Annotated in this window: 17 protein-coding genes and 2 pseudogenes; 7 read left to right on the top strand and 12 right to left on the bottom strand. The window is 62.2% G+C overall.

The annotated features are described in order from the left end of the window. Positions 1–121: 121 nt before the first annotated feature. From HWX76_RS35405 to HWX76_RS35390, 4 genes and pseudogenes are all read left to right on the top strand, one after another. Complete coding sequence (locus HWX76_RS35405; protein ID WP_012337285.1) at positions 122–1,105, top strand: phytanoyl-CoA dioxygenase family protein; 984 nt, start codon at positions 122–124, stop codon at positions 1,103–1,105. Between the two features lie 222 nt (positions 1,106–1,327). Continuing rightward, a pseudogene (locus tag HWX76_RS35400) lies at positions 1,328–2,245 on the top strand (NmrA/HSCARG family protein). A 40-nt stretch (positions 2,246–2,285) separates the two neighbouring features. Then, positions 2,286–3,134 carry an alpha/beta hydrolase gene (locus tag HWX76_RS35395; RefSeq protein WP_012337283.1) on the top strand — a complete coding sequence of 283 codons (849 nt, stop codon included), beginning with the start codon at positions 2,286–2,288 and terminating at the stop codon, positions 3,132–3,134. Positions 3,135–3,142: 8 nt separating this feature from the next. Further along, positions 3,143–4,711 (top strand): AMP-binding protein, encoded by a 1,569-nt coding sequence (locus tag HWX76_RS35390; protein ID WP_226248652.1) that lies wholly within the window; start codon positions 3,143–3,145, stop codon positions 4,709–4,711. A gap of 19 nt (positions 4,712–4,730) precedes the next feature. Here the strand turns inward: HWX76_RS35390 and HWX76_RS35385 are convergent, their stop codons facing one another. The 4 genes from HWX76_RS35385 to HWX76_RS35370 all read right to left on the bottom strand — a co-directional run bounded on the left by HWX76_RS35385 (position 4,731) and on the right by HWX76_RS35370 (position 9,753). Next, entirely contained in the window at positions 4,731–5,594 is an 864-nt protein-coding gene (locus HWX76_RS35385) for an enoyl-CoA hydratase-related protein (protein ID WP_012337281.1), read from the bottom strand. Between the two features lie 9 nt (positions 5,595–5,603). Then, on the bottom strand, positions 5,604–6,584 hold the full coding sequence (locus HWX76_RS35380) for a spirocyclase AveC family protein (protein ID WP_012337280.1): 981 nt from the start codon (positions 6,582–6,584) through the stop codon (positions 5,604–5,606). Between the two features lie 474 nt (positions 6,585–7,058). Continuing rightward, on the bottom strand, positions 7,059–8,597 hold the full coding sequence (locus HWX76_RS35375) for an IS3 family transposase (RefSeq protein WP_124605594.1): 1,539 nt from the start codon (positions 8,595–8,597) through the stop codon (positions 7,059–7,061). Between the two features lie 202 nt (positions 8,598–8,799). Next, complete coding sequence (locus HWX76_RS35370) at positions 8,800–9,753, bottom strand: aromatic alcohol reductase (RefSeq protein ID WP_176017066.1); 954 nt, start codon at positions 9,751–9,753, stop codon at positions 8,800–8,802. A gap of 93 nt (positions 9,754–9,846) precedes the next feature. Here HWX76_RS35370 and HWX76_RS35365 point away from each other — a divergent pair, with 93 nt between their 5' ends. After that, positions 9,847–10,260 (top strand): helix-turn-helix domain-containing protein, encoded by a 414-nt coding sequence (locus tag HWX76_RS35365; protein WP_012337277.1) that lies wholly within the window; start codon positions 9,847–9,849, stop codon positions 10,258–10,260. A 105-nt stretch (positions 10,261–10,365) separates the two neighbouring features. Here HWX76_RS35365 and HWX76_RS35360 read toward each other — a convergent pair whose 3' ends face one another. Next, positions 10,366–10,764, bottom strand: coding sequence for a nuclear transport factor 2 family protein (locus tag HWX76_RS35360; protein WP_012337276.1), 399 nt, complete (start codon positions 10,762–10,764; stop codon positions 10,366–10,368). A gap of 81 nt (positions 10,765–10,845) precedes the next feature. Between HWX76_RS35360 and HWX76_RS35355 the strand changes: the two genes are divergently transcribed. Both HWX76_RS35355 and HWX76_RS35350 read left to right on the top strand, forming a co-directional pair. Next, positions 10,846–11,787, top strand: a complete 942-nt coding sequence (locus HWX76_RS35355) for a LysR substrate-binding domain-containing protein (RefSeq protein ID WP_012337275.1) — start codon at positions 10,846–10,848, stop codon at positions 11,785–11,787. A 535-nt stretch (positions 11,788–12,322) separates the two neighbouring features. Then, a pseudogene (locus HWX76_RS35350) lies at positions 12,323–12,592 on the top strand (fumarylacetoacetate hydrolase); the annotation flags it as partial. Positions 12,593–12,732: 140 nt separating this feature from the next. Here the strand turns inward: HWX76_RS35350 and HWX76_RS35345 are convergent. From HWX76_RS35345 to HWX76_RS35315, 7 genes are all read right to left on the bottom strand, one after another. Continuing rightward, positions 12,733–13,170 carry an Lrp/AsnC family transcriptional regulator gene (locus HWX76_RS35345; RefSeq protein WP_012337274.1) on the bottom strand — a complete coding sequence of 146 codons (438 nt, stop codon included), beginning with the start codon at positions 13,168–13,170 and terminating at the stop codon, positions 12,733–12,735. Next, complete coding sequence (locus tag HWX76_RS35340; protein WP_012337273.1) at positions 13,167–14,108, bottom strand: homocysteine S-methyltransferase family protein; 942 nt, start codon at positions 14,106–14,108, stop codon at positions 13,167–13,169. The genes HWX76_RS35345 and HWX76_RS35340 overlap by 4 nt, the downstream gene beginning before the upstream one ends. Before the next feature lie 104 nt (positions 14,109–14,212). Continuing rightward, on the bottom strand, positions 14,213–15,382 hold the full coding sequence (locus HWX76_RS35335; protein WP_176017065.1) for an aminotransferase class I/II-fold pyridoxal phosphate-dependent enzyme: 1,170 nt from the start codon (positions 15,380–15,382) through the stop codon (positions 14,213–14,215). A 44-nt stretch (positions 15,383–15,426) separates the two neighbouring features. Beyond that, a complete protein-coding gene (locus HWX76_RS35330; protein ID WP_012337271.1) occupies positions 15,427–16,122 on the bottom strand; it encodes an ABC transporter permease subunit in 696 nt (231 codons plus the stop codon). Between the two features lie 13 nt (positions 16,123–16,135). Continuing rightward, positions 16,136–16,813 (bottom strand): ABC transporter permease subunit, encoded by a 678-nt coding sequence (locus HWX76_RS35325; RefSeq protein ID WP_176017064.1) that lies wholly within the window; start codon positions 16,811–16,813, stop codon positions 16,136–16,138. A 72-nt stretch (positions 16,814–16,885) separates the two neighbouring features. Beyond that, positions 16,886–17,665, bottom strand: a complete 780-nt coding sequence (locus HWX76_RS35320) for a transporter substrate-binding domain-containing protein (RefSeq protein ID WP_012337269.1) — start codon at positions 17,663–17,665, stop codon at positions 16,886–16,888. Between the two features lie 31 nt (positions 17,666–17,696). Further along, complete coding sequence (locus HWX76_RS35315; RefSeq protein WP_012337268.1) at positions 17,697–18,494, bottom strand: ATP-binding cassette domain-containing protein; 798 nt, start codon at positions 18,492–18,494, stop codon at positions 17,697–17,699. Between the last annotated feature and the right edge of the window lie 72 nt (positions 18,495–18,566).

Genomic DNA, 18,566 nt, shown 5'->3' with positions numbered 1-18,566 from the left:
GGCGACGTTGCGACGTCCTGTTCGCCATGCTGCGCGACGGCACCATTTACCAACCCAAGTCAGCCCCTAACGCTTGACGAAACACATAGGGGCACCCCCCTTATAACAGAGGAGAAAATTTGTGAGCACACCAGTCGTGGATATCGTGGCGACGATGCACGAGTTCAACGTTTCGAACGACCTGCTCGGCAATCATGCGGCGCTGCAAAAACGGTGGGACGACGACGGCTATCTGTTCTTTCGTGACATGCTGGACCACGCGCCGCTGGAGCGCATGCGCGGTCTGTTGGTCGACCACCTCGACCGCCACGGTTTCGTGGACCGTAACGATCGGGCTGTACGATGGACCGGCAAGGAACGCGAAAATTTCAGCTTCTTTCCCGTGAAGGAGATGAATGAGCAGCGCGCCGCGCGAACCGTGATGGACGACCCCGCGATTCGTGCATTCTTTCAGCGGCTCTTCGACGTCCCCCTTTACTGGGTGCCGTTCACCGAATACCGCACATCGCCGCCCGCCATCGACAAAAGCCGCACACGCTTCGACTTCATTCACGAAGATGCGATCTACAGCGACCGCCTCGATTTCATCATTTGCTGGATCCCGCTCAGCGATATTGACGCGCAAGTCGGCGGGCTGGCCGTAGCAGAGGGGCTGCACAAACTTCCGTGCCTGCATCGCAAGGACGGCGACAAGATCATTCCCATCGAGCTCGCGAGCGTGCCCGAAAATGCATGGCGCCGCACGAACTATCGCCTCGGCGACGTCCTGTTGATGAGCCGACGCACGCCGCACTCGGGACTCAGCAATCATTCGGATCGGTTTCGCCTGTCGCTCGACACGCGCATCCTGCCGCATGGCGGTAGTTTCCCCTTCACGCCGCGGCTACCCTTTGTGGGCACGCTGACGTCTATCGCGCCAGATCAGATCGTTGTGCGCGACGCGGATGGCGAACATGTTTTGCGGCTCGATGAAACGAGCTATCTGCGCGGCTTCCAGGGCAATCGCGTGCGCGGCGACGAAATCGCCAGCGTCTATCAACCGGGCTGCGAGGTAATCGTCGCGCATGAAGGCGGCCTCGTTCAAACGCTCAGACCGCAACATTGATCATGCTGCCGGGCGGAAAGGCGAAGTCTCGTCTTTCCGTTTCGTGCTCCTTGACGCGCCGAATTCAGCCCACATATAATTGTGAACATCGTTCCCATATGAGAACAGCATGATTCCATGCGCTTCAACGGCGAGCTGCCACCTTGCCAGTGATTCGGTGCGCGATGGCGCCGAGCCACGATACCACTGATCTACCTCTACGGCTCAACCTCCGGGATACTCATGAGCGATTCATCCGACGCGATACTCGTCATTGGCGCTACTGGCGCGCAAGGCGGGACTACGGCTCGACACCTCCTTGAAGCCGGACGAACGGTACGCTTTCTGACCCGAAATCCGGACTCGCCGGCTGCGCGCGCTCTGGTTGAAATGAATGGCGAGGCCTTCGCAGGCGACCTGAACGATCACGCGTCGCTCGAAAAAGCGCTGGCGGGCGTCCGCGCCGTCTTTTCCGTTCTCCTGCCCGATTTCGATCAGAGCGATAGGGAGCGCCGCCAGGGTTTCGCGCTCGTCAACGCTGCGCGCAAGGCGGGTGTCCCGCAATTCGTTCATACCTCCGTCGCTCAGGCGGGCAACCATTTGACGTTTCCAGGCTGGCACGAAAAGCGCTGGCATCAATAATACTGGGCGGATAAATTCGAAGTCGAAGAAGCAGTTCGCTCCGCGGGTTTCGAATCGTGGACAGTCTTGCAACCGGCATTCATGATGGACAATCTCGCGGAACCAAAAGCGCGCGCAATGTTCCCGCACTTGCGCGACGGCCTGCTGCTCAGTGCGTTGCTACCCGACACACGGCTCGACTGGGTCGCCGCCGACGACGTCGGTACGCTCGCAGCCAATGCGCTCAACGATGCGCAACGCTGGCATGGCGAAACCGTGCCGCTGGCTTCGGAGAAGCTCACGATGTCCGAAGTGGGAGATCGCCTCGGCCAGGTCCTTGGCACGACGATTCGCGTATCGCATGTCTCTCCGGACGAAGCGCGAGCAAAGGGACTCGCGGCGGGCTGGGTGAATGTACAGGAATGGATCAACGAGGTCGGGTATCGCGTCGATATCGATTCGGTGCGCGCAAGAGGGATCCAGCTGACCTCGATGGTGGACTGGATCGATGCAAATCGGGAGCACATTCCACGTGCTTGACGGTTGTGCGACGCAAACATCGAGCAATGGAACAAGCGCAATGAATGCCCGTGCCCTTTCCTGGTTCGATCTCGCAACGAGCCAGCCTCGCCGCTCCCACTTCGCCGAAAGCGACGGGGTTGCGGTGCACTATGTGTCGTGGAACGACGCGGATACCAACAAGCCTCCGCTCCTCTTCGCGCACGGCTTTCTGGGACACGCGCATTGGTGGGACTTCATTGCACCGTTCTTCACCGACCGCTTTCGTGTGTTCGCTCTGGATTTCAGCGGCATGGGTGACAGCGGCCACCGGCGTGAATACAGCGCGGGCGTTTTTGCGCGCGACCTCGTGGCAGTCATGGATTCAATCGGCTCCGGCCCGTGCATCGCGGTCGGCCACAGCTTCGGCGGATCGCGTCTGCTGCACGCATGCGCGACTTTTCCCGATCGTCTGTCGCGTGCCATCGTGCTCGATTCGTTTTTCATGCTGCGTGGCGACAGCTTGCCTGCGGTGGAGCGACGCCCGCCACCGCGCCCCTATCCGGACGCGCATACCGCGGTCAGTCGCTTCCGGCTCATTCCTGAACAGGAATGCGAACCGTGGCTACTCGAACATCTCGCGCGGACATCGCTTCGTCAAACCACCGAAGGCTGGGTGTGGCGCTTCGACCCGAAGCTAAGGGATCTCCAGCCGGTTGAAGGCGAGGAGGACCTGCTGAGCCGCATCGCGGTTCCGGTCTGCTACGTTCACGCCGAGCGCAGCAGCGTGGTCAGCGCGGAGCGCGCGCGCCGCATCGCAGCGGCGATTCCCGGCGCGAAAGGGCCCATCACGATGCCACGCGCGGGCCATCATATGATGCTCGATCAGCCGCTTGAGCTGGTGAGCGTCTTAGGCACATTGCTGGCATGAGACGCAACATGCGCGAATCGACAACTGCGCCGCGCTTGAGCGATTCGCCTCTCTCGGCGCTGATCGCGCGCGGTGTCGCACGGCACGGCGCCACACCGCTTCATTTTCATACCCAGGGCGGCACCTATACGTGCACCACGCAGTCGCTGCTACGCGACGCGCGAGAAGTATGCAAGGCGCTGCGCGCGATCGGCCTGCGTCGAAGCGACGTAATCGCAGTACAGCTGCCCACGCAGCGCGAAACAGTGCTTCTGTATCTGGCCGCGCTTGAAATCGGCGCCGTGCTTGTGCCGATCGTCCACATCTACGGTCCGGCCGAAGTCGGCTTTATCCTTCGACAATCGCGCGCCCGGTTTCTTTGCGTCCCCGATTTCTGGTGCGGCACGGACTACCTCGAGCGCGTAGCCGCACTCGGCGCCCCGCCGGATCTGGAGCGCGTCATCGTCGTCGGCGAGCGTGCGCCATCGAATGGCGTCACGTTCGATACGCTGCAACGACTCGCGGCAACAACGCACGATCGGCTTCCTGCTAAAGAGCCCGTGCCGGATGATGTTTGCCTGCTGCTGTACACCTCGGGGACAACGGCTTCACCCAAAGGTGTTCAGCACACTCATCGCAGCGTCGGCGCGGAGTGGCAGATTCCATTCATCGACGGGCCAGGACCTTACCTCACGCCCTTCCCCGCCGGCCATATCGCGGGCTTCAATTTTCTGCTGCGCCCTTTCGTCACGGGCACCGAGATGGTCTTCATGGACCGATGGGACGCCCCGCTCGCCGCGCAACTGATCGAAGAATATCGCGTGCGCCTATCGGGCGGCACCCCGTTCCATCTTCATGGTCTTCTGGACGCCGCCCGCCGCGACGGCCGCAGCCTGGCGTCGCTCGTTTCTTACAGTTTGGGCGGCACGGGCGTCACGCCCGAGCACGTCGCGCTGGCCGATCGCACCGGGTTTGCGGGAACACGCGCGTATGGGTTGACCGAACACTCGACGGTGAGCGTCGGTTGGGCTGATTCCCCTTTCGACGTCCGGGCCAGTACGGACGGGCATGTTCAGCCCGGCTCCCAGGTGCGCATCGTCGACGAGCTGGATCGCGACGTACCCGCCGGACACGACGGCGAGATTCTCATCAAGGGGCCGGAATTGTTCGTTGGTTACACCGACGCGGCGCTCAATGCAGCGGCATTCACTCGCGACGGATGGTTTCGGACCGGCGACATTGGCCGTCTTGACGACGCCGGTTGCCTGACCCTCACGGACCGAAAAAAGGACATCGTGATTCGCGGCGGAGAGAACATTTCCTCACTCGAAGTCGAGCGCGTACTTGCCACCCATCCCGCAGTGCGTGATGTGGCCGTCGTGGCGCGACCCGACGCTCGATACGGCGAAAGAGTCTGTGCAGTAGTCGTGCTGCACGAACACGCGGCACTCGACCTGAGCGCGGTTCAGTCCCACTTTGCCGCCGCCGGCATGGCAAAACAAAAGACGCCCGAGCACCTCTGCATCGTCGAGGAATTGCCGCGTACGCCATCGGGGAAAGTGCGAAAAGGTGATCTGCGCAAGCAGTTTTCCACGTAGCGACTGTTCCCCCAAACGCTTATCGCGCGCCGCTGTCGTGGCGCGACTCGAAAAAGCAATCTCGTCGCCTCGAAACCTCGTCGGACGAGGCGAGTCGATCGTAAATCGCTCGCGCCGTGGCCAGGCCGGCCTCGAAATCGACCGACTCGGCGGCGGCGGCGATGGCATCCAGGCACTTGCCCCGTACGCCATCGTCACTGGCGAGGCGTGCGCGCGCCTCAGCGATCAAGGAAAGTGGATCGTGATCCGGAAGTGGCAGCCGGCGTATCAATGGCAATGCAGAGTTACCGATGTTCTCCCGGGCCAGTTCAATCGCGAGGCGCAACACTTGCTGCTCATCGCCGTCGACGATTCGATCGAATAGCGCGGTTCCGGCAAACTCGCTGGCGGATACGATTTGCGCGCCGAGAATGAATTCGATCGACTGTGCCAGGCCCAACACTCTGGGCAAACGCTGCGTGCCGGACAAAGGAATCACACCAAGCTTGCACTCGGGCAAACCTATCTGCGCATTGCCCGCTACAAGCCGGTAGTGGCAGACCAGCGCGGTTTCCAGCCCGCCACCAATGGCGAATCCGTGGATCGCCGCGACAACCGGTTTCTCGCTCGCCTCGATAACCGGATGAACATCCAGAGACAGTGCTGGCAACGCGGCAGCAGCGGGCGTGCCGAATTCGCGGATGTCACCGCCCGCACAGAATCCGCGACCGCTGCCATTGAGCACGATTGCGCGAGCCCGCACATCGCGCCGCGCTGCTTCGAACGCGGCGACCAGTCCGCGTCGGACACCGAGGCACAATCCGTTGACCGGCGGATGGCTCATCGTGACGATGGCCACCTCGTCTTCTACGCGATACTCGACGTTGTCGAACCGTCTGCGCATCCCGTTTTGTCACTTATTGACCAGCCAACTCGGCATATCGGCAGGCCACGGATCGGCATACAGCGCGTGCACACCCATCGCTGTCGTGTAGACAAGATTCAATACATTGCAAAACGCAACGAAGGCTAGTACGCGCAACGCGGTGCGAAGCGCTGCATGACCATCCAGGCGATCAACGCCTCGTTCAATCGCCGTGTATCCGTTATTGTCGGCGCTCATCAGAAGAAACGCGGAAGCCACGAACACCGACGGGAACAGCAGGAATTCATAAACCGGAAATTGGTAGTAGTGACCGCCCCAGAAGGAAGCACGCTGAAACGCGCCCGGCCACGCGTCGAATCCCATGAAACGGCTAGCCGCGATATCAAGCATGCCCATCGTCATCCAGATGGCGGCGAAGCCCGCGAGCGTGAGTCGAACGTTGCCGGCGCGATGCCAACGCTTGCGGACTACACGCATTGCCCACAGCGCGACCACTGCCGTACCAGTGAACGTATAGAAATAACTTGGCGCGTCTATCAGAAGGGGCTCGGCAATGCGCGTATGCGACGATTGCCAGAACGGAATGAAACGGCACCAACAGCCAAAATTCAGCGCATAGGCGTTATACGTGAACATCGGCCTGAGGAAGTTCAGCCACGGATCGAGCCAGTATGCCGAGAGCCAACCGATCATCATGAGGCGCACCGCGTCGATGTTGCGGCTCTTGGCGATACCGAAGATGAACCAGATTGCGACCGGAATCAGTATCAGCACGCTGGCCCATTCGTAATGGTCGATCATGGATTTCACGGAATCCGGAACCGGATCCGCACCTAAATCGACGGGGCGGAAGTCCGCGGAACGAATCCATGCCACGTACGCGTAGCCTTGCGCAATTGCGAAAAGCGCACCGAGTGCAGCCCATGCGTACACCCTCTGCCAGGTCGTGCTTTGTCGAACGACAATCTCCGACATGCTTGCCTCCTCCAGATAATTGCCGTCGTTCATATATTAGAATCTCACTCACAAAACTGTACTACGAGGAGAGGACAGGGTCAAGCGCGGCTCGGAATACGCGACGTCAATCGCAGGTTCGGCGCACTGAACCAGCACAAAGGAAGGAGTCCCAGCAGCCGAGCTTTACCCCGATACCGACGAGTCGAAGAACGGCGGCAACGCGTACCGGGAGCAGTGCAAGCCGGAATTCAGGAAGTATGTGAAGTAGGCGGGACGGGGCCGCTTCGACCACGCAGCGGCCGCATTCCATCCGGCCATCGCAAGTCGAATACACCGGCAGAAATGACAATGTTCAAATGCGGTAGGCATCGAAATATCGGTTGACCGCTTTCAGCGCTGCATCGCGGTCCTGAGCAATCAATGCGCGTGCTATGGCAGCATGAGCGCGGCGAACGTAGTTCACCGTGTCCGATCGCTCCTTTTTTGTCGCGCGGTAGGGGGGTGCGGCTAGAATCTTGGACTGGTTTATGCCGCGAGCCCGAGGCGCTCCCGGTATTCGAGCGGACTCAGTGAGCCAAGCGAGATCTTAATCCGCTTGGCGTTGTACCAGCGGATGTAAGAATCGACCGCCTCGATGAACTGCTCGATGCTTGTAGCCTGCCAGGTCCGAGGATAGAACAGTTCCGTTTTCAATCGGCCGAAGAAACCTTCGCATGCCGCATTGTCGGGCGAGCAACCTTTGCGCGACATCGAGCGAATCAGCTTCGCATCGCGCATCCGTGAGAGCCACCCCGGCCAGCGATAGTGCGCACCGCGATCGGAGTGGACCATTGGCTGGTGTTGGCTGTTGGCCACTGTCTCGATCGCTGCGTCGAGCATGGTATTCACAAGCTCGGCGTCCGGACGCGTGCTGATCGACCAACTGACAACGAGCCCATCAAAGCAGTCGATCACGGGCGATAGATACACCTTGCCGGCTGGAATCTGGAATTCCGTAATGTCGGTGAGCCACTTTTTATTCGGCGCCGCCGCCCGGAAATCGCGATTGACGAGGTTTTCTGGCGCGGGACCTATTTCGCCTTGATAGGAGCCGTAGCGACGCCGGCGGGCACTGCCAGCGGTCAAGCCTTCTTGCCTCATCAAGCGTCGCACGACTTTCTCCGATATGAAGACCTGCTGCTTACCAAGTGCCGCGCGTATCCGGCGATAGCCGTAGCAACGGTAATTGAGTTCGAAGATGTCTGTGATGACGTGACGCACGCGAGCATACTTGTCAGCAACAAGCAGTCGTGCACGATGGTAAAAGTAGGAACTGCGGGCAAGACCCAATACGGCGAGCAGTTCTGGCAGTGCATAGATTTGCCTCAGGGCATCAACCAGCGTCGTCTTCTCCCGATTGCTCAGGAGCCGCGGGTCGATGCCCAGGCCTTTTTTTAACAGTTCATTGGCCTTCTTCAGGATGTCGTGTTCGAGTTGCAGCTGCCGTATGTCGCGTCGAAGCGATTCCAGCTGCTGCTCCAGTTCTGCCCGCTCAGGAGCCGATGCCGGATTCTTATGGCGTTTCATGGATGCCGGAGCCTCTCGACCGAGTAGCTTATTTTTCCAGTTGTATAGCGTCGGCCTGCTCACGCCTATCTTTTCCGCGATCACACGTGCACCTTCGTCTCTGGTGCACAGCTCAATGACCGCTGCCTGCCTCAACACTGGCGACGACGGCACATTCCGAGCATTGCTGACAAGACGTTTCCGAATATCGGGGCATAGCTCGTAGACCCACGCGGCCAGCACTGCGCGACACGGATACCCCAGTGCTCTCGTGGTCCCGGCAAAATTGCAGCCATGACTCAAATAATGCTCGACAGCGATTTGCTTCTGTTCGGTGGAGTAACGTGGCCTGGAGCGGCGATAGCCCGCCGGCAAATCGCCAACCTCAACGAACGCACGGTACCACCGTGCCAAGTTCTTGCGCGAAGGATATCCCAGCTCGCGAATAGTTGCCGCTGCGCTCCTGCCGTACTTGATGTAGAGCTGAACCGCTCGAACGCGGTCTTCGTATGAATACATGAACTACCTCCAAGGTAGTCCAAGATTTTGTCCGCACCCCCCTTCCGCCAGCTGCCACATTGCTTTCACACACCGACTTCGCCGACCAGAATTCGGCAGAAGTCAGTACGGAATACCGAGGCCCTCACCCATCGGCCGAGGTCGGCTTAGTGTTCGGGGGAACGGTCCTCGATACGGTTTGCCCGGATGGCCGGATTCGCGCTTACTCGCCGCGGCCCGAAACGAGGTTTGCATTGATCCACGATGCCACGTCGGTGACCGGAATGGCGTGGCGTTGGTTGAACGTCCCACGCTTGTCCCATGCGACACCCCGCCCTTGAGCAAAAGCCGCACGATACTTGCGCATCATATTGTTCGGGTCGCGCGCCAGCTCATCCAGCAAATACTGCTCGCTCCATACCGAACTGCTGAACGGCCGGCCGAGGCCCGCTTGCAGCTTGTCGGCAACCTCCCCGTAAGTCACGGTGTCGCCGGCCAGATACACGATCTCGTTCCGGATACGGGGCTGCGCGAACACGATCGCGGCGGTCAGCGCACCGATATCATCGGGCGTCGTCAGCGTCACTGCGGTGTCGAGGCTACCCAGCGCGTGGACGGCGTCGTTTTGCAAGTCGACGACACCGAAGTCCGGCTCGAACAGGTAGCTCATGAACATGCCGGTCGAGATGATGACCCACTCGGTCTCGTGCTGACTGCGCAGCAACTCGCGCACGTCCAGCTGTGCGTCGAAGATGTCCTGCGGACTGCCGCGGCCGATCACGTCGAAATCGACCCCGAACTGCCATGGAAAGTACCGCGGGATGCGCGCCTGCAACGCAGCCCGCGCCAACTTCATCGGCGTGTCGATTCCGGCTGCATAGCCCGCGCAACCGATTACCGTGTCATATCGCGCGAATACGACGGCGAGCTCATCGATGGAGCTCTTCACGAGATCGCCTACGACGATCTCGATCCCGAGATCTCGAATCTCCGCGATATCATGCCGCTTGGCTGGGGCGCTGGACTCGACGGCGCTGGCGCGCAGCAGCACGCTGATCTTCGCGCCTGTGATGTCCTTCGCTCGACGCGCAAGATTGCGCAGCACCGGTAGGCCGAGTTCGCCGGCACCGAGCACGAGAATGTTTTGAGACATAGCGTTAAGATCTGTCTGGTTCATCGTCTAGCCTGCTGAGGAATGTGTTGCACGCAGTCTAGCGGGACATGGACGTGGATGAAAGAAGGTACATGCGTGATACTGGGAGCCAGATAGTTGGATCGAGACGAACTTCTCCAATATTCGCAGACCGTGTGCGACGGCCTGCGAGACGATGATGACGGGCTGCGGCGGGAGGTGCTCGCACACGCCGGCAGTCGTTGGTCGCTCGGTGTCGTCCACACGCTCGGCGTGTACGGCAGGCTGCGCCATGCCGAAATCGGCGAGCGCATGCACGGGGTGACTCAGCGCATGTTGACGCGTACGTTACGACAACTCGAACGTGACGGCCTGGTGCTCCGTCACGATTTCGAAGAAGTGCCCCCTAGAGTCGAATACGAATTATCCGATACGGGCATGGACCTACTCGTTCGCATGGTCCCGCTGTGGACCTGGATCGTCGAGAATGCGGACCGCTTCCGGGAAGCGAGGCGGAGTTTCGACAGCCAGCACCGCGACGCGAACTCGTAGCTTGCCGATTGTTGATTTGCATTCCCTACGTCCCTGACGGGGAGAAGGATTGGTGCCTCCGAGTGAGCGGCTTGTCGCGGCCGCGCAGGAAATGCCGCGCTTCGATTACGCGTATTTGTCACCCACCGTACTGCGAATCGGATGGGTGTCGTAGACGATGATCATCCGCTCGATGCGCCCGTCGTCGTCGAATTCGAAAACATCGACACACTCGAAACGCACCACGAATCCATCTTTCAGCCCCCAGTCATAGACGAAGTAACCGGTCGCACGTCGAGCCCCCGTCGTGCTGACGCAGATGTCGATGGGCGTTATCTTGCTTGCTCCGGACGCGGCATTGACCTTCGCAAAGAATGGTGCGGCGTTCATCCAGCCGAGAAACGGCGAGAAGACCTGGGCGTCCGGCGTGAACAACGCACAGATCGCCGCGACATCGCCGCGCTCCAGCTCCGCGAGATAGTTGCGAACCTGCCGGGTGTATAGTGCTTCCGACGATGAGACCATCTTTTTTCTCCGATCATTCGTTGACAACGCCGCGCGTTCGGACGGACGCGCATCCGGTATAGGCAAGATAGCGATGCCCCGATGACCGAACAATCGAAAAATCCGCAACCCGGGTATGCAACCTATGCATACCCATTGGTCGACCTGACGCGGCCGCTGCCGCCGCTGACAGCGTTCCAGTCGTTCGTCGCCGCGGCGCAACTCGGGAGCATCAGCAGGGCCGCCGACCATCTGTGTCGAACGCAGGGTGCGGTGAGCCGTCAGGTCCAGCAACTGGAATCGCACTACCGGTGTGCACTTTTCGTGCGCCATGCGTCAGGGTTGACGCTGACGGCGGAAGGAAGCGAACTGTTGACCGTGGCCGTCAGCATACTCACGCAACTCGTTCAGCACGCAGACATTCACGCCAAGGCAGCGCCTGTCGTCACGCTGCGGTTGCCATCCACGTTTGCGCTTCGCTGGTTGCTTCCACGGCTGGCGGACATCAATCACGCGTTGCCCGGAACAGAATTTCGCATCTCCACCTCGGCGAACGACACGCCGGATTTCACGACACCCGACGTCGACGCCATCGTTGTGCGTGGAACCGGGCAGTGGCCGGGTATGGACGCGGTGCCGTTGTTTGCCGAGCGACTCACGCCGATGTGTACCAGCGAAATGGCCGCATCGCTTGGCTCGGCAGCCGACCTTGCTCATGTCACATTGCTCCATCCCGGACACGGCCACGAGGAATGGCGATGCTGGCTGGAAAGCGTTGGGGCACGGCAGATCGACGCGAGCCGTGGGCTCGTTTTCGATACCCTCGAACTGACGCTCTCCGCTGCGGCGGAAGGGCATGGAGTGGCAATCGGCGATCCCCGGATGGCGAGAGACCGCCTGCAGGCGGGGACACTGACGACGCCCTTTGCCGACGTGGCGCAAAAAGGCTTGTCGTACTTTATCGTCTACCCTTCCCAACGAGCCGCACAATCCAAGATTCGTGCCCTCGCTGACGTCTTGTTTCGGCTGGCGCAGGAAGACTGATCGTTATCGGGGAAAACGGTTCTGTACTGCGACTTCGCAGTTGCCAGGTGACGCGATCGCGAACACCGCCAATGCCAGCGTTCAAATCTTTGATGATCACGTTACGCGTCGCCAATCGGGCCGCCGAAGCAGGTCGACATGTTTCGACAGGGCAGAGTCTCATAGCTGAGCGGAACTGACGTTCGGAAGTCTGCCCGAGTGCGAGGTCGAACAATCGCAGGTGTCCGAGAGCAGCCGGACGCAGTCGGCCCCGGACGTCCCGCAACACTGCTTTCCCAGCATAGGTTACTGAGCTTGAGGCAGAGAGCGTCCCGCCTGAACTCAGCGCTTCGACCGGACGAGCGGTGCGTCGACAATCGGTCTAGAAATCAGGACGTTACCGCTGGAACGCTTGGTCCACAACGCGAGTTGACAAATTTAATGCGGGCGTTGGCGAATTGAAAACATTATTTTGGTGAGACCGTCAACAAAGTCGTCAACTCAGGCTCCAGATGCCTTGAAGCATATGGATTCTAGAGTGACAAAATTAATCTGCGCGGACCTCGTCGCACAAACCTGTGGCGCGCATCATCAGTATCCAGACGGTTTCATGCTGTTCCTGGGCACGATGTTCTCACCGATCCAGGATCGCGACGCGCCCGGCGGCGGATTCACGCATCACCTGGGCGATCGCGTCGCCATCTAGACGCCCATGCTCGGCGCACTCGTCAATACCGTGCGGCTTTGCACGGAAATTGCGCCCTGGACCTTCGGCGTGCGCGCCCTGTACGCCGAGCAGGCCACATGCGGCGTGCTCGGCGCCTGAAGCGGCGAGACTCGACGGGCAGCGGGCCGACGGCAAGGCCACGGCCCCGCAGCATCTGTGCGCGGTGGCGAGTCGTGATCGACGCAAGCCGTATCGATGCCAGGGGGCACCGGCCGGCGTTCATCCACGGCGCCGGGCCGTCACCGCTTATGAACGACCGAGTCGAGCACGAAGCTGGTCGTCATGTTCTGCACGCCGTCCAATGCGCTGATGGTCGCCCAGATGTCGCTGATGCGCTCATGCGTAGCCGCCTCTACCTGCACCAGCAAATCGACCTCGCCGCTGAGAACCGCGCAGTCGCGCACCTCGGCGATCCGCTCGAGTGCGGCAAGCACGTCCGCGCCGCGCATCCGGTCCTTGCGATAGACGAGCATCACGGCACGCACGGGTGCGACATCGTCGGGCAACGCGAGCCGCACCGTATAGCCTGCAATGATCTTCAGCGCTTCGAGCCGGTCGATCCGGTGCCGGACCGCCTGCCTGGACAAACCGATCCTGTCGGCCAGCACCGCGAGCGGAATCCGCGCATCGGCACACAATGCGTCGATGATCTTCTGGTCCAGGCCATCGATCTTCATTGGCCGGACCCGGTGTGCCCGGCATTGCGCGCATCGACCGCGTCGCGCAATGCCGCGATGTGGCCGGGGCCGATTCCGCAACACCCTCCGACGATCTGCGCACCGAGCGCAAGCCACTGCTCCGCCCATTTCGCATAGCCGGGCGGATCGATATCGCCGCGCAATACGTCGAGTTCCTCGTTCGCACGCGCATCGGCGCGCTGCGGTGGAAAGGCGTTCGCATACGCGCCGATCATCAACGCCGCTCCCGCTCCCATTCCCGCGAGCGTACGCTGCACTGTCTCGATCGCCGCACCCATCGCCTCCGGCTGGCTGCAGTTGAACAGCAGCGCCCTCGCACGCGCGGACACGGCGGCGTCGATGGCTTCGTCGAGTGCCTGTCCCGATCGCAGTACCGGCCCGGCGCCCGTGTCGGCGCCGACATCGTCGCGCAGCGTGAACGACACCCAGAGCGGCTTCCGATTCGCACCGAGCGCGCGACGGACGGCGTCGATCTCGCCGGTCAGGCTCTGCGTCTCGGCCAGCCACAGGTCGACGTACGGATCGAGTCCATCGACGAGCGTCGCCAGAATCGCATCGGCACGCGCCGCGTCGAACAGGTCGGGCCGATACGAACCGCCGGTCGGCGGAAGCGATCCCGCGACGCGTACCGGCCGCACTGCGCGATCCGCGGCTTGCCGCGCGAGTTGCCCGGCAAGTGCCGCAAGCGCGACACCATCGCGACGGAACCGCTGCTCGCCAATATGGAACGGCACGACCGCATAGCTGTTCGCGGTGATCACGTCGGCGCCCGCCGCGATGAACGCGTCGTGCGCGAGGCCGACGTAATGCGGCGCTTCCATCAGCGCGAGCGCCGACCATTCCGGCTGCCTGAACGGCGCCCCCATCCGCGCCAGCTCGCGCCCCATGCCGCCGTCGAGTACCGTGATGCCATGCATATTCCGTGCTCCGTCGTTGCAACCCGGGCCGCTCGCGCCCGGATCGATTCAAAGGCCGGCGCGGCCCGTCCGATGCGTCGAACGGCCCCGCGCGCCGGTCCGTGTCAGATCTGCTCGAGCGCCTGCGCGATATCGGCTTTCAGGTCGTCGACATGCTCGATGCCGACCGAATAGCGGATGAAGTTGAGCGGGATGTCGGCCGCGCGCATTTGCTCCGCCGACATCGTGCCCGCCCACATGGATGCCGTATGGATCGCGAGCGAATCGACGCCGCCGAGATTGCCGGCATTCAGCGGCAAGCGCAGCGCCTCGACGACGCGCTGCGCTTCGCCATAGCCGCCCCGCACGCCGAACGCGACCACGCCGCCGAAGCCACGCATCTGCCGGCATGCGAGTTCATGTTGCGGATGGCTGCGCAGGCCCGGATAGAACACACGCTCGATCTTCGCGTGCGCCTCGAGGAATTCGGCGAGCGCCTGGGCGTTCGCATTGATCCGCTCGACGCGCATCGGCAGCGTGCGCAGCCCACGCAGCAACAGCCACGCGTCCATCGGCGACAGCACCGAGCCGAGCGTGATGTGCGTATGCCAGATCTGCTCGGCGAGCACGCGGCTCGTGCAAATCACGCCGCCGGTCAGGTCGTGATGGCCGCCGAGATACTTGGTCGCGCTGTGCACGACGATGTCGACACCGAGCCGATGCGGCTGCTGGTTGACCGGCGACGCGAACGTGTTGTCCGCGAGTGTCAGGATGCCGCGCGCCCTCGCGACCTCGGTCACCGCGGCGATGTCGGTCACCAGCAGCAGCGGATTGACCGGCGACTCCAGCACGATCAGCCGCGTGTTCGGCCGGATCGCACGATCGAACGCGGCCGCGTCGGTCTGGTCGACGAATGTCACCTCGACGCCGAACCGGCGCAGCATATCGTCGAGCATTTTCGTCGTGCTCATGTAATGGCGCGTCTGGCCGATCACGTGATCGCCGGCCTTCACGACACTGAGGATCGCGGTCGCGATCGCGCCCATGCCGGACGCGGTGACGAGCGCGGTCTCGGTGCCCTCGAGCTCCGCCATGATCGCCTTCACGCGCTCGTGAACCGGATTGCCGTAGCGCGTGTAGTTGCGCGGATGCTGCGGCACGCTCGACATCTCCGCGAATTCCTCGCTGCCGGCCGCCTTGAACACGGCCGAATAGTGGATCGCCGGCGCGACCGACTTCTCGTCGGTCACGTCGCGGTCCGCAGCCAGAGCCAGCGTTTCAAGCTTGTATCCCATTTCGTCCTCGGATCGTTCGTTGTGTCGCGCTCATGCAGTGCCCGTCAAGCACGCACGCTACCCAGATGGCGATTCAGCCGCCCTTCGACGCGTTTGAGCACGGTCGACAGCACTGCCGTGATACCGACGTACACGATGCCGGCCAGCATCAGCGCGTCGGTCGTATAGGTTTCGATGGAGATGCGCCGCGCGACACCGGTCAGGTCGAGCACGGTGATCGTGCTGGCGAGCGCGGTCGACTTGAGCTGCAGCACGATCTCGTTGCCGAGCGTCGGCGCGACGATGCCGATCGCGCGCGGGACGACCACGAACCAGGTCAGCATGAAGCGGCTCATCCCGAACGCGAGCGCGGCTTCCTTCTCGCCGGCGGGCACGCCGGCTATGCCGCCACGGATGTCCTCCGCCATATAGGCCGCGAGGTTGAGCGTCAGCGCGCACAATGCGCACGAGAACGATCCGCCGACCAGCAGCCACAGCGGCGACGCGCGCACGATCGAGAACTGCGCGAGCCCGTAATACAGCACGAAAATCTGCACCAGCAGCGGCGTGCCGCGAAACACCGACATGAACAGGCGGCTCGGTACCGACAGCCACCGGCGCTCCGACGTACGCGCGACGGCAAGCGGCACCGCGAGTGCGAACGCGAACGTGCAAGACAGCACCAGCAGTTGCAGCGTGATCCATACACCGCGCGCGACGTCCGGGCCGGACTGCGCGATGAGGGAAAGGAAGTCGTTCATCGCATGGCCCTCGTCAGGTGCGTTGTGCGTAACCACGGCCCGCGATGCGCTCGAGCCACGCGAATACGGGGTTTGAAGCGGCGAGAAAGCCGAAGTAGACGATACCGACCGTCACGTAGAAGACGAATGGCTGCTTGGTGAATTGCGCGGCGATGTTGGCCTTGCGCAGCATGTCCTCGAGCCCGACGATCGACACCAGCGAGGTGTCCTTCAGCAGGTTCTGCCACATGTTGTTCAGGCTCGGCAGGCAGAGGCGCCACGCCTGCGGCAGGCGCACATGCCACAGTGTCTGCAGGCGTGACATTCCATACGCGCGCGCCGCCTCGATCTGTCCGGCCGGCACCGCGATGAACGCGCCGCGGAACATCTCCGACGCGTAGGCGCCGAACACCACGGCGAGCGCGATCACGCCGGCGGAAAACGGGCTGATGACGATGGCGCCATCGAATTGCGCGTTGAGCAGATGCGACAGCCCGAAGTAGCAGATCAGCAGGATCAGGAACTCGGGAATGCCGCGCAGGAAATTGGTCAGCGCATAGGTCGCATGCGTAAGCCAGCCCACGCCCGACAGTTTTGCCGATGCACCGGCGATGCCGAGCAGCATGCCGACGCACAGCGCGGCGAGCGCGAGTTCCAGCGTGACGAGCGCACCCGCCGCGATCTGCGCGCCGTAGTTCACCAGAATGTCCATCGTGATATCGCTCCTTGTGAGGCCCGGATCGCGCAGGCCGCCGTGCTGCGGCCGCGCGGTCCCGATGCGCGGCTATTGCGGCGCGATGCTGAACGGGAAATAGCGCTTGTTGGCGGCGGCGAACGTGCCATCCGCCTGCACCTGCGCGATCCCCTTGTCGAACAGCGCCTTCAGCGGCGCGTCGCCCTTGCGTACCGCGATCGCCGTACCGTCGCCGAAGATCTCCGCATCGGCGATCGGCTTGCCGACGAAGTCGAAACCTTCCTTCCTGCCGGCCTTCGTCAGCCAGTCGTACGCGACCGTGTTGTCGGCAAGCACGGCATCGACACGTCCGGCCTCCAGGTCGAGCCAGGCCTCGTCGAGCGTTTGATAGACCTTCACGTTGATCCCCGACTTGCCCGCCGGCAGGCGGCGGCGCAGATAGGATTCGTGGGTCGACGCGGTCTGAACGCCGATCGTCTTGCCGCGCAGCGTGGCCGCGCCATCCGTGATACCCGAGCCCTGCTTCGCGACGAACTGCACCGGTGCCGTCGTGAAGATGCGCGTGAAATCGACCGACTGCTCGCGCTCGGGCGTCTTCGACATCTGCGCGAGCACCGCATCGATCTGCTTCGCCTTGAGCGCCGGAATCAGCGCGTCGAAATCCATCGTCACCCACTGGCACTTGACCTTCATCGTGTCGCACATCTTCTTGCCGATGTCGATCTCCATGCCCTGTAGCTTGCCCGATGCATCCTTGTATTCGAACGGCGCGTAATCGGCGAGCGTGCCGACGCGCACGACCTGCTCGGCATGCGCGACCGATCCGAGCAGTGCCGCGCCCACGCACAGCGACTGAAGCAGCTTCTTCATGGTTTCCCCTCCGGTTGGCATTGAATCCGCATCAGATGATGCTGGACAGAAACTTCTGGAAACGCGGCGATTTCTGGCTCGCGAATACCTCATCGGGACTGCCGTCTTCCTCGATTCGTCCCTGGTGAACGAAGACGACGCGGTTCGCGACTTCGCGTGCAAACCCCATTTCGTGCGTGACGACGAGCATCGTGCGTCCCTCGTCGGCCAGCGAGCGCATCACTTTCAATACTTCGCCGACGAGCTCGGGATCGAGCGCCGACGTCGGTTCGTCGAACAGCATCACGTCGGGATCGGTCGCGAGTGCGCGCGCGATCGCCACGCGCTGCTGCTGGCCGCCCGACAGCTGGTTCGGATAGTGCTCGCACTTGCCGGCGAGCCCGACCCGATCCAGCATCGCGATCGCCTTGTCGCGCGCATCGCGCTTCGACACGCCCAGCACGCGCACCGGCACGAACATCACGTTCTGCAGCACGGTCATGTGCGCCCAGAGATTGAACTGCTGGAACACCATCGCGAGCTTGCGGCGCACGCGCATCACCTGCTGCGCGTCGGCGGCGACCAGCGCGCCGTCGCGGCCCGCCGGCTTCAGCGCGAGCGTTTCGCCGTTCACGCAGATCCGGCCACGGTCGGGCATTTCCAGCAAGTTGATGCACCTGAGGAACGTACTCTTGCCCGACCCGCTGCTGCCGAGGATCGACACGACCTCGTGATTCCGCGCGGTCAGCGAGATGCCCTTCAGCACCTCGACACCGCCGAACGACTTGTGAATATCCTCGACCACCAGCGCGTCCGCCGCCGGTTTGCATGCAGGAATTGCTGCTGGCATCCTCGACTCCTTCTTCGATACGTTGCTCACCACACCGCTCCGGTTCGCGCCGGCCCGCCAGGCGCCGGCGCT

The sequence above is a fragment of the Burkholderia sp. BCC0398 genome (genome assembly GCF_902833245.1).
GTDB lineage: Bacteria > Pseudomonadota > Gammaproteobacteria > Burkholderiales > Burkholderiaceae > Burkholderia > Burkholderia sola.
Note: the sequence above shows the minus strand (reverse complement) of the source record. Positions and strands in the feature narration are given on the sequence as shown.

Excerpts from the sequence above, each read along its gene's own strand:
- HWX76_RS35345 (WP_012337274.1), bottom strand. The coding sequence starts at position 13,170 with ATGAAGATCGATGGCCTGGACCAGAAGATCATCGACGCATTGTGTGCC.
- HWX76_RS35355 (WP_012337275.1), top strand. The coding sequence starts at position 10,846 with ATGACCGAACAATCGAAAAATCCGCAACCCGGGTATGCAACCTATGCA.
- HWX76_RS35340 (WP_012337273.1), bottom strand. The coding sequence starts at position 14,108 with ATGCATGGCATCACGGTACTCGACGGCGGCATGGGGCGCGAGCTGGCG.
- HWX76_RS35370 (WP_176017066.1), bottom strand. The coding sequence starts at position 9,753 with ATGAACCAGACAGATCTTAACGCTATGTCTCAAAACATTCTCGTGCTC.
- HWX76_RS35375 (WP_124605594.1), bottom strand. The coding sequence starts at position 8,597 with ATGTATTCATACGAAGACCGCGTTCGAGCGGTTCAGCTCTACATCAAG.
- HWX76_RS35315 (WP_012337268.1), bottom strand. The coding sequence starts at position 18,494 with ATGCCAGCAGCAATTCCTGCATGCAAACCGGCGGCGGACGCGCTGGTG.
- HWX76_RS35390 (WP_226248652.1), top strand. The coding sequence starts at position 3,143 with ATGCGCGAATCGACAACTGCGCCGCGCTTGAGCGATTCGCCTCTCTCG.
- HWX76_RS35385 (WP_012337281.1), bottom strand. The coding sequence starts at position 5,594 with ATGCGCAGACGGTTCGACAACGTCGAGTATCGCGTAGAAGACGAGGTG.
- HWX76_RS35320 (WP_012337269.1), bottom strand. The coding sequence starts at position 17,665 with ATGAAGAAGCTGCTTCAGTCGCTGTGCGTGGGCGCGGCACTGCTCGGA.
- HWX76_RS35380 (WP_012337280.1), bottom strand. The coding sequence starts at position 6,584 with ATGAACGACGGCAATTATCTGGAGGAGGCAAGCATGTCGGAGATTGTC.
- HWX76_RS35360 (WP_012337276.1), bottom strand. The coding sequence starts at position 10,764 with ATGGTCTCATCGTCGGAAGCACTATACACCCGGCAGGTTCGCAACTAT.
- HWX76_RS35330 (WP_012337271.1), bottom strand. The coding sequence starts at position 16,122 with ATGAACGACTTCCTTTCCCTCATCGCGCAGTCCGGCCCGGACGTCGCG.
- HWX76_RS35325 (WP_176017064.1), bottom strand. The coding sequence starts at position 16,813 with ATGGACATTCTGGTGAACTACGGCGCGCAGATCGCGGCGGGTGCGCTC.
- HWX76_RS35395 (WP_012337283.1), top strand. The coding sequence starts at position 2,286 with ATGAATGCCCGTGCCCTTTCCTGGTTCGATCTCGCAACGAGCCAGCCT.
- HWX76_RS35335 (WP_176017065.1), bottom strand. The coding sequence starts at position 15,382 with ATGGGATACAAGCTTGAAACGCTGGCTCTGGCTGCGGACCGCGACGTG.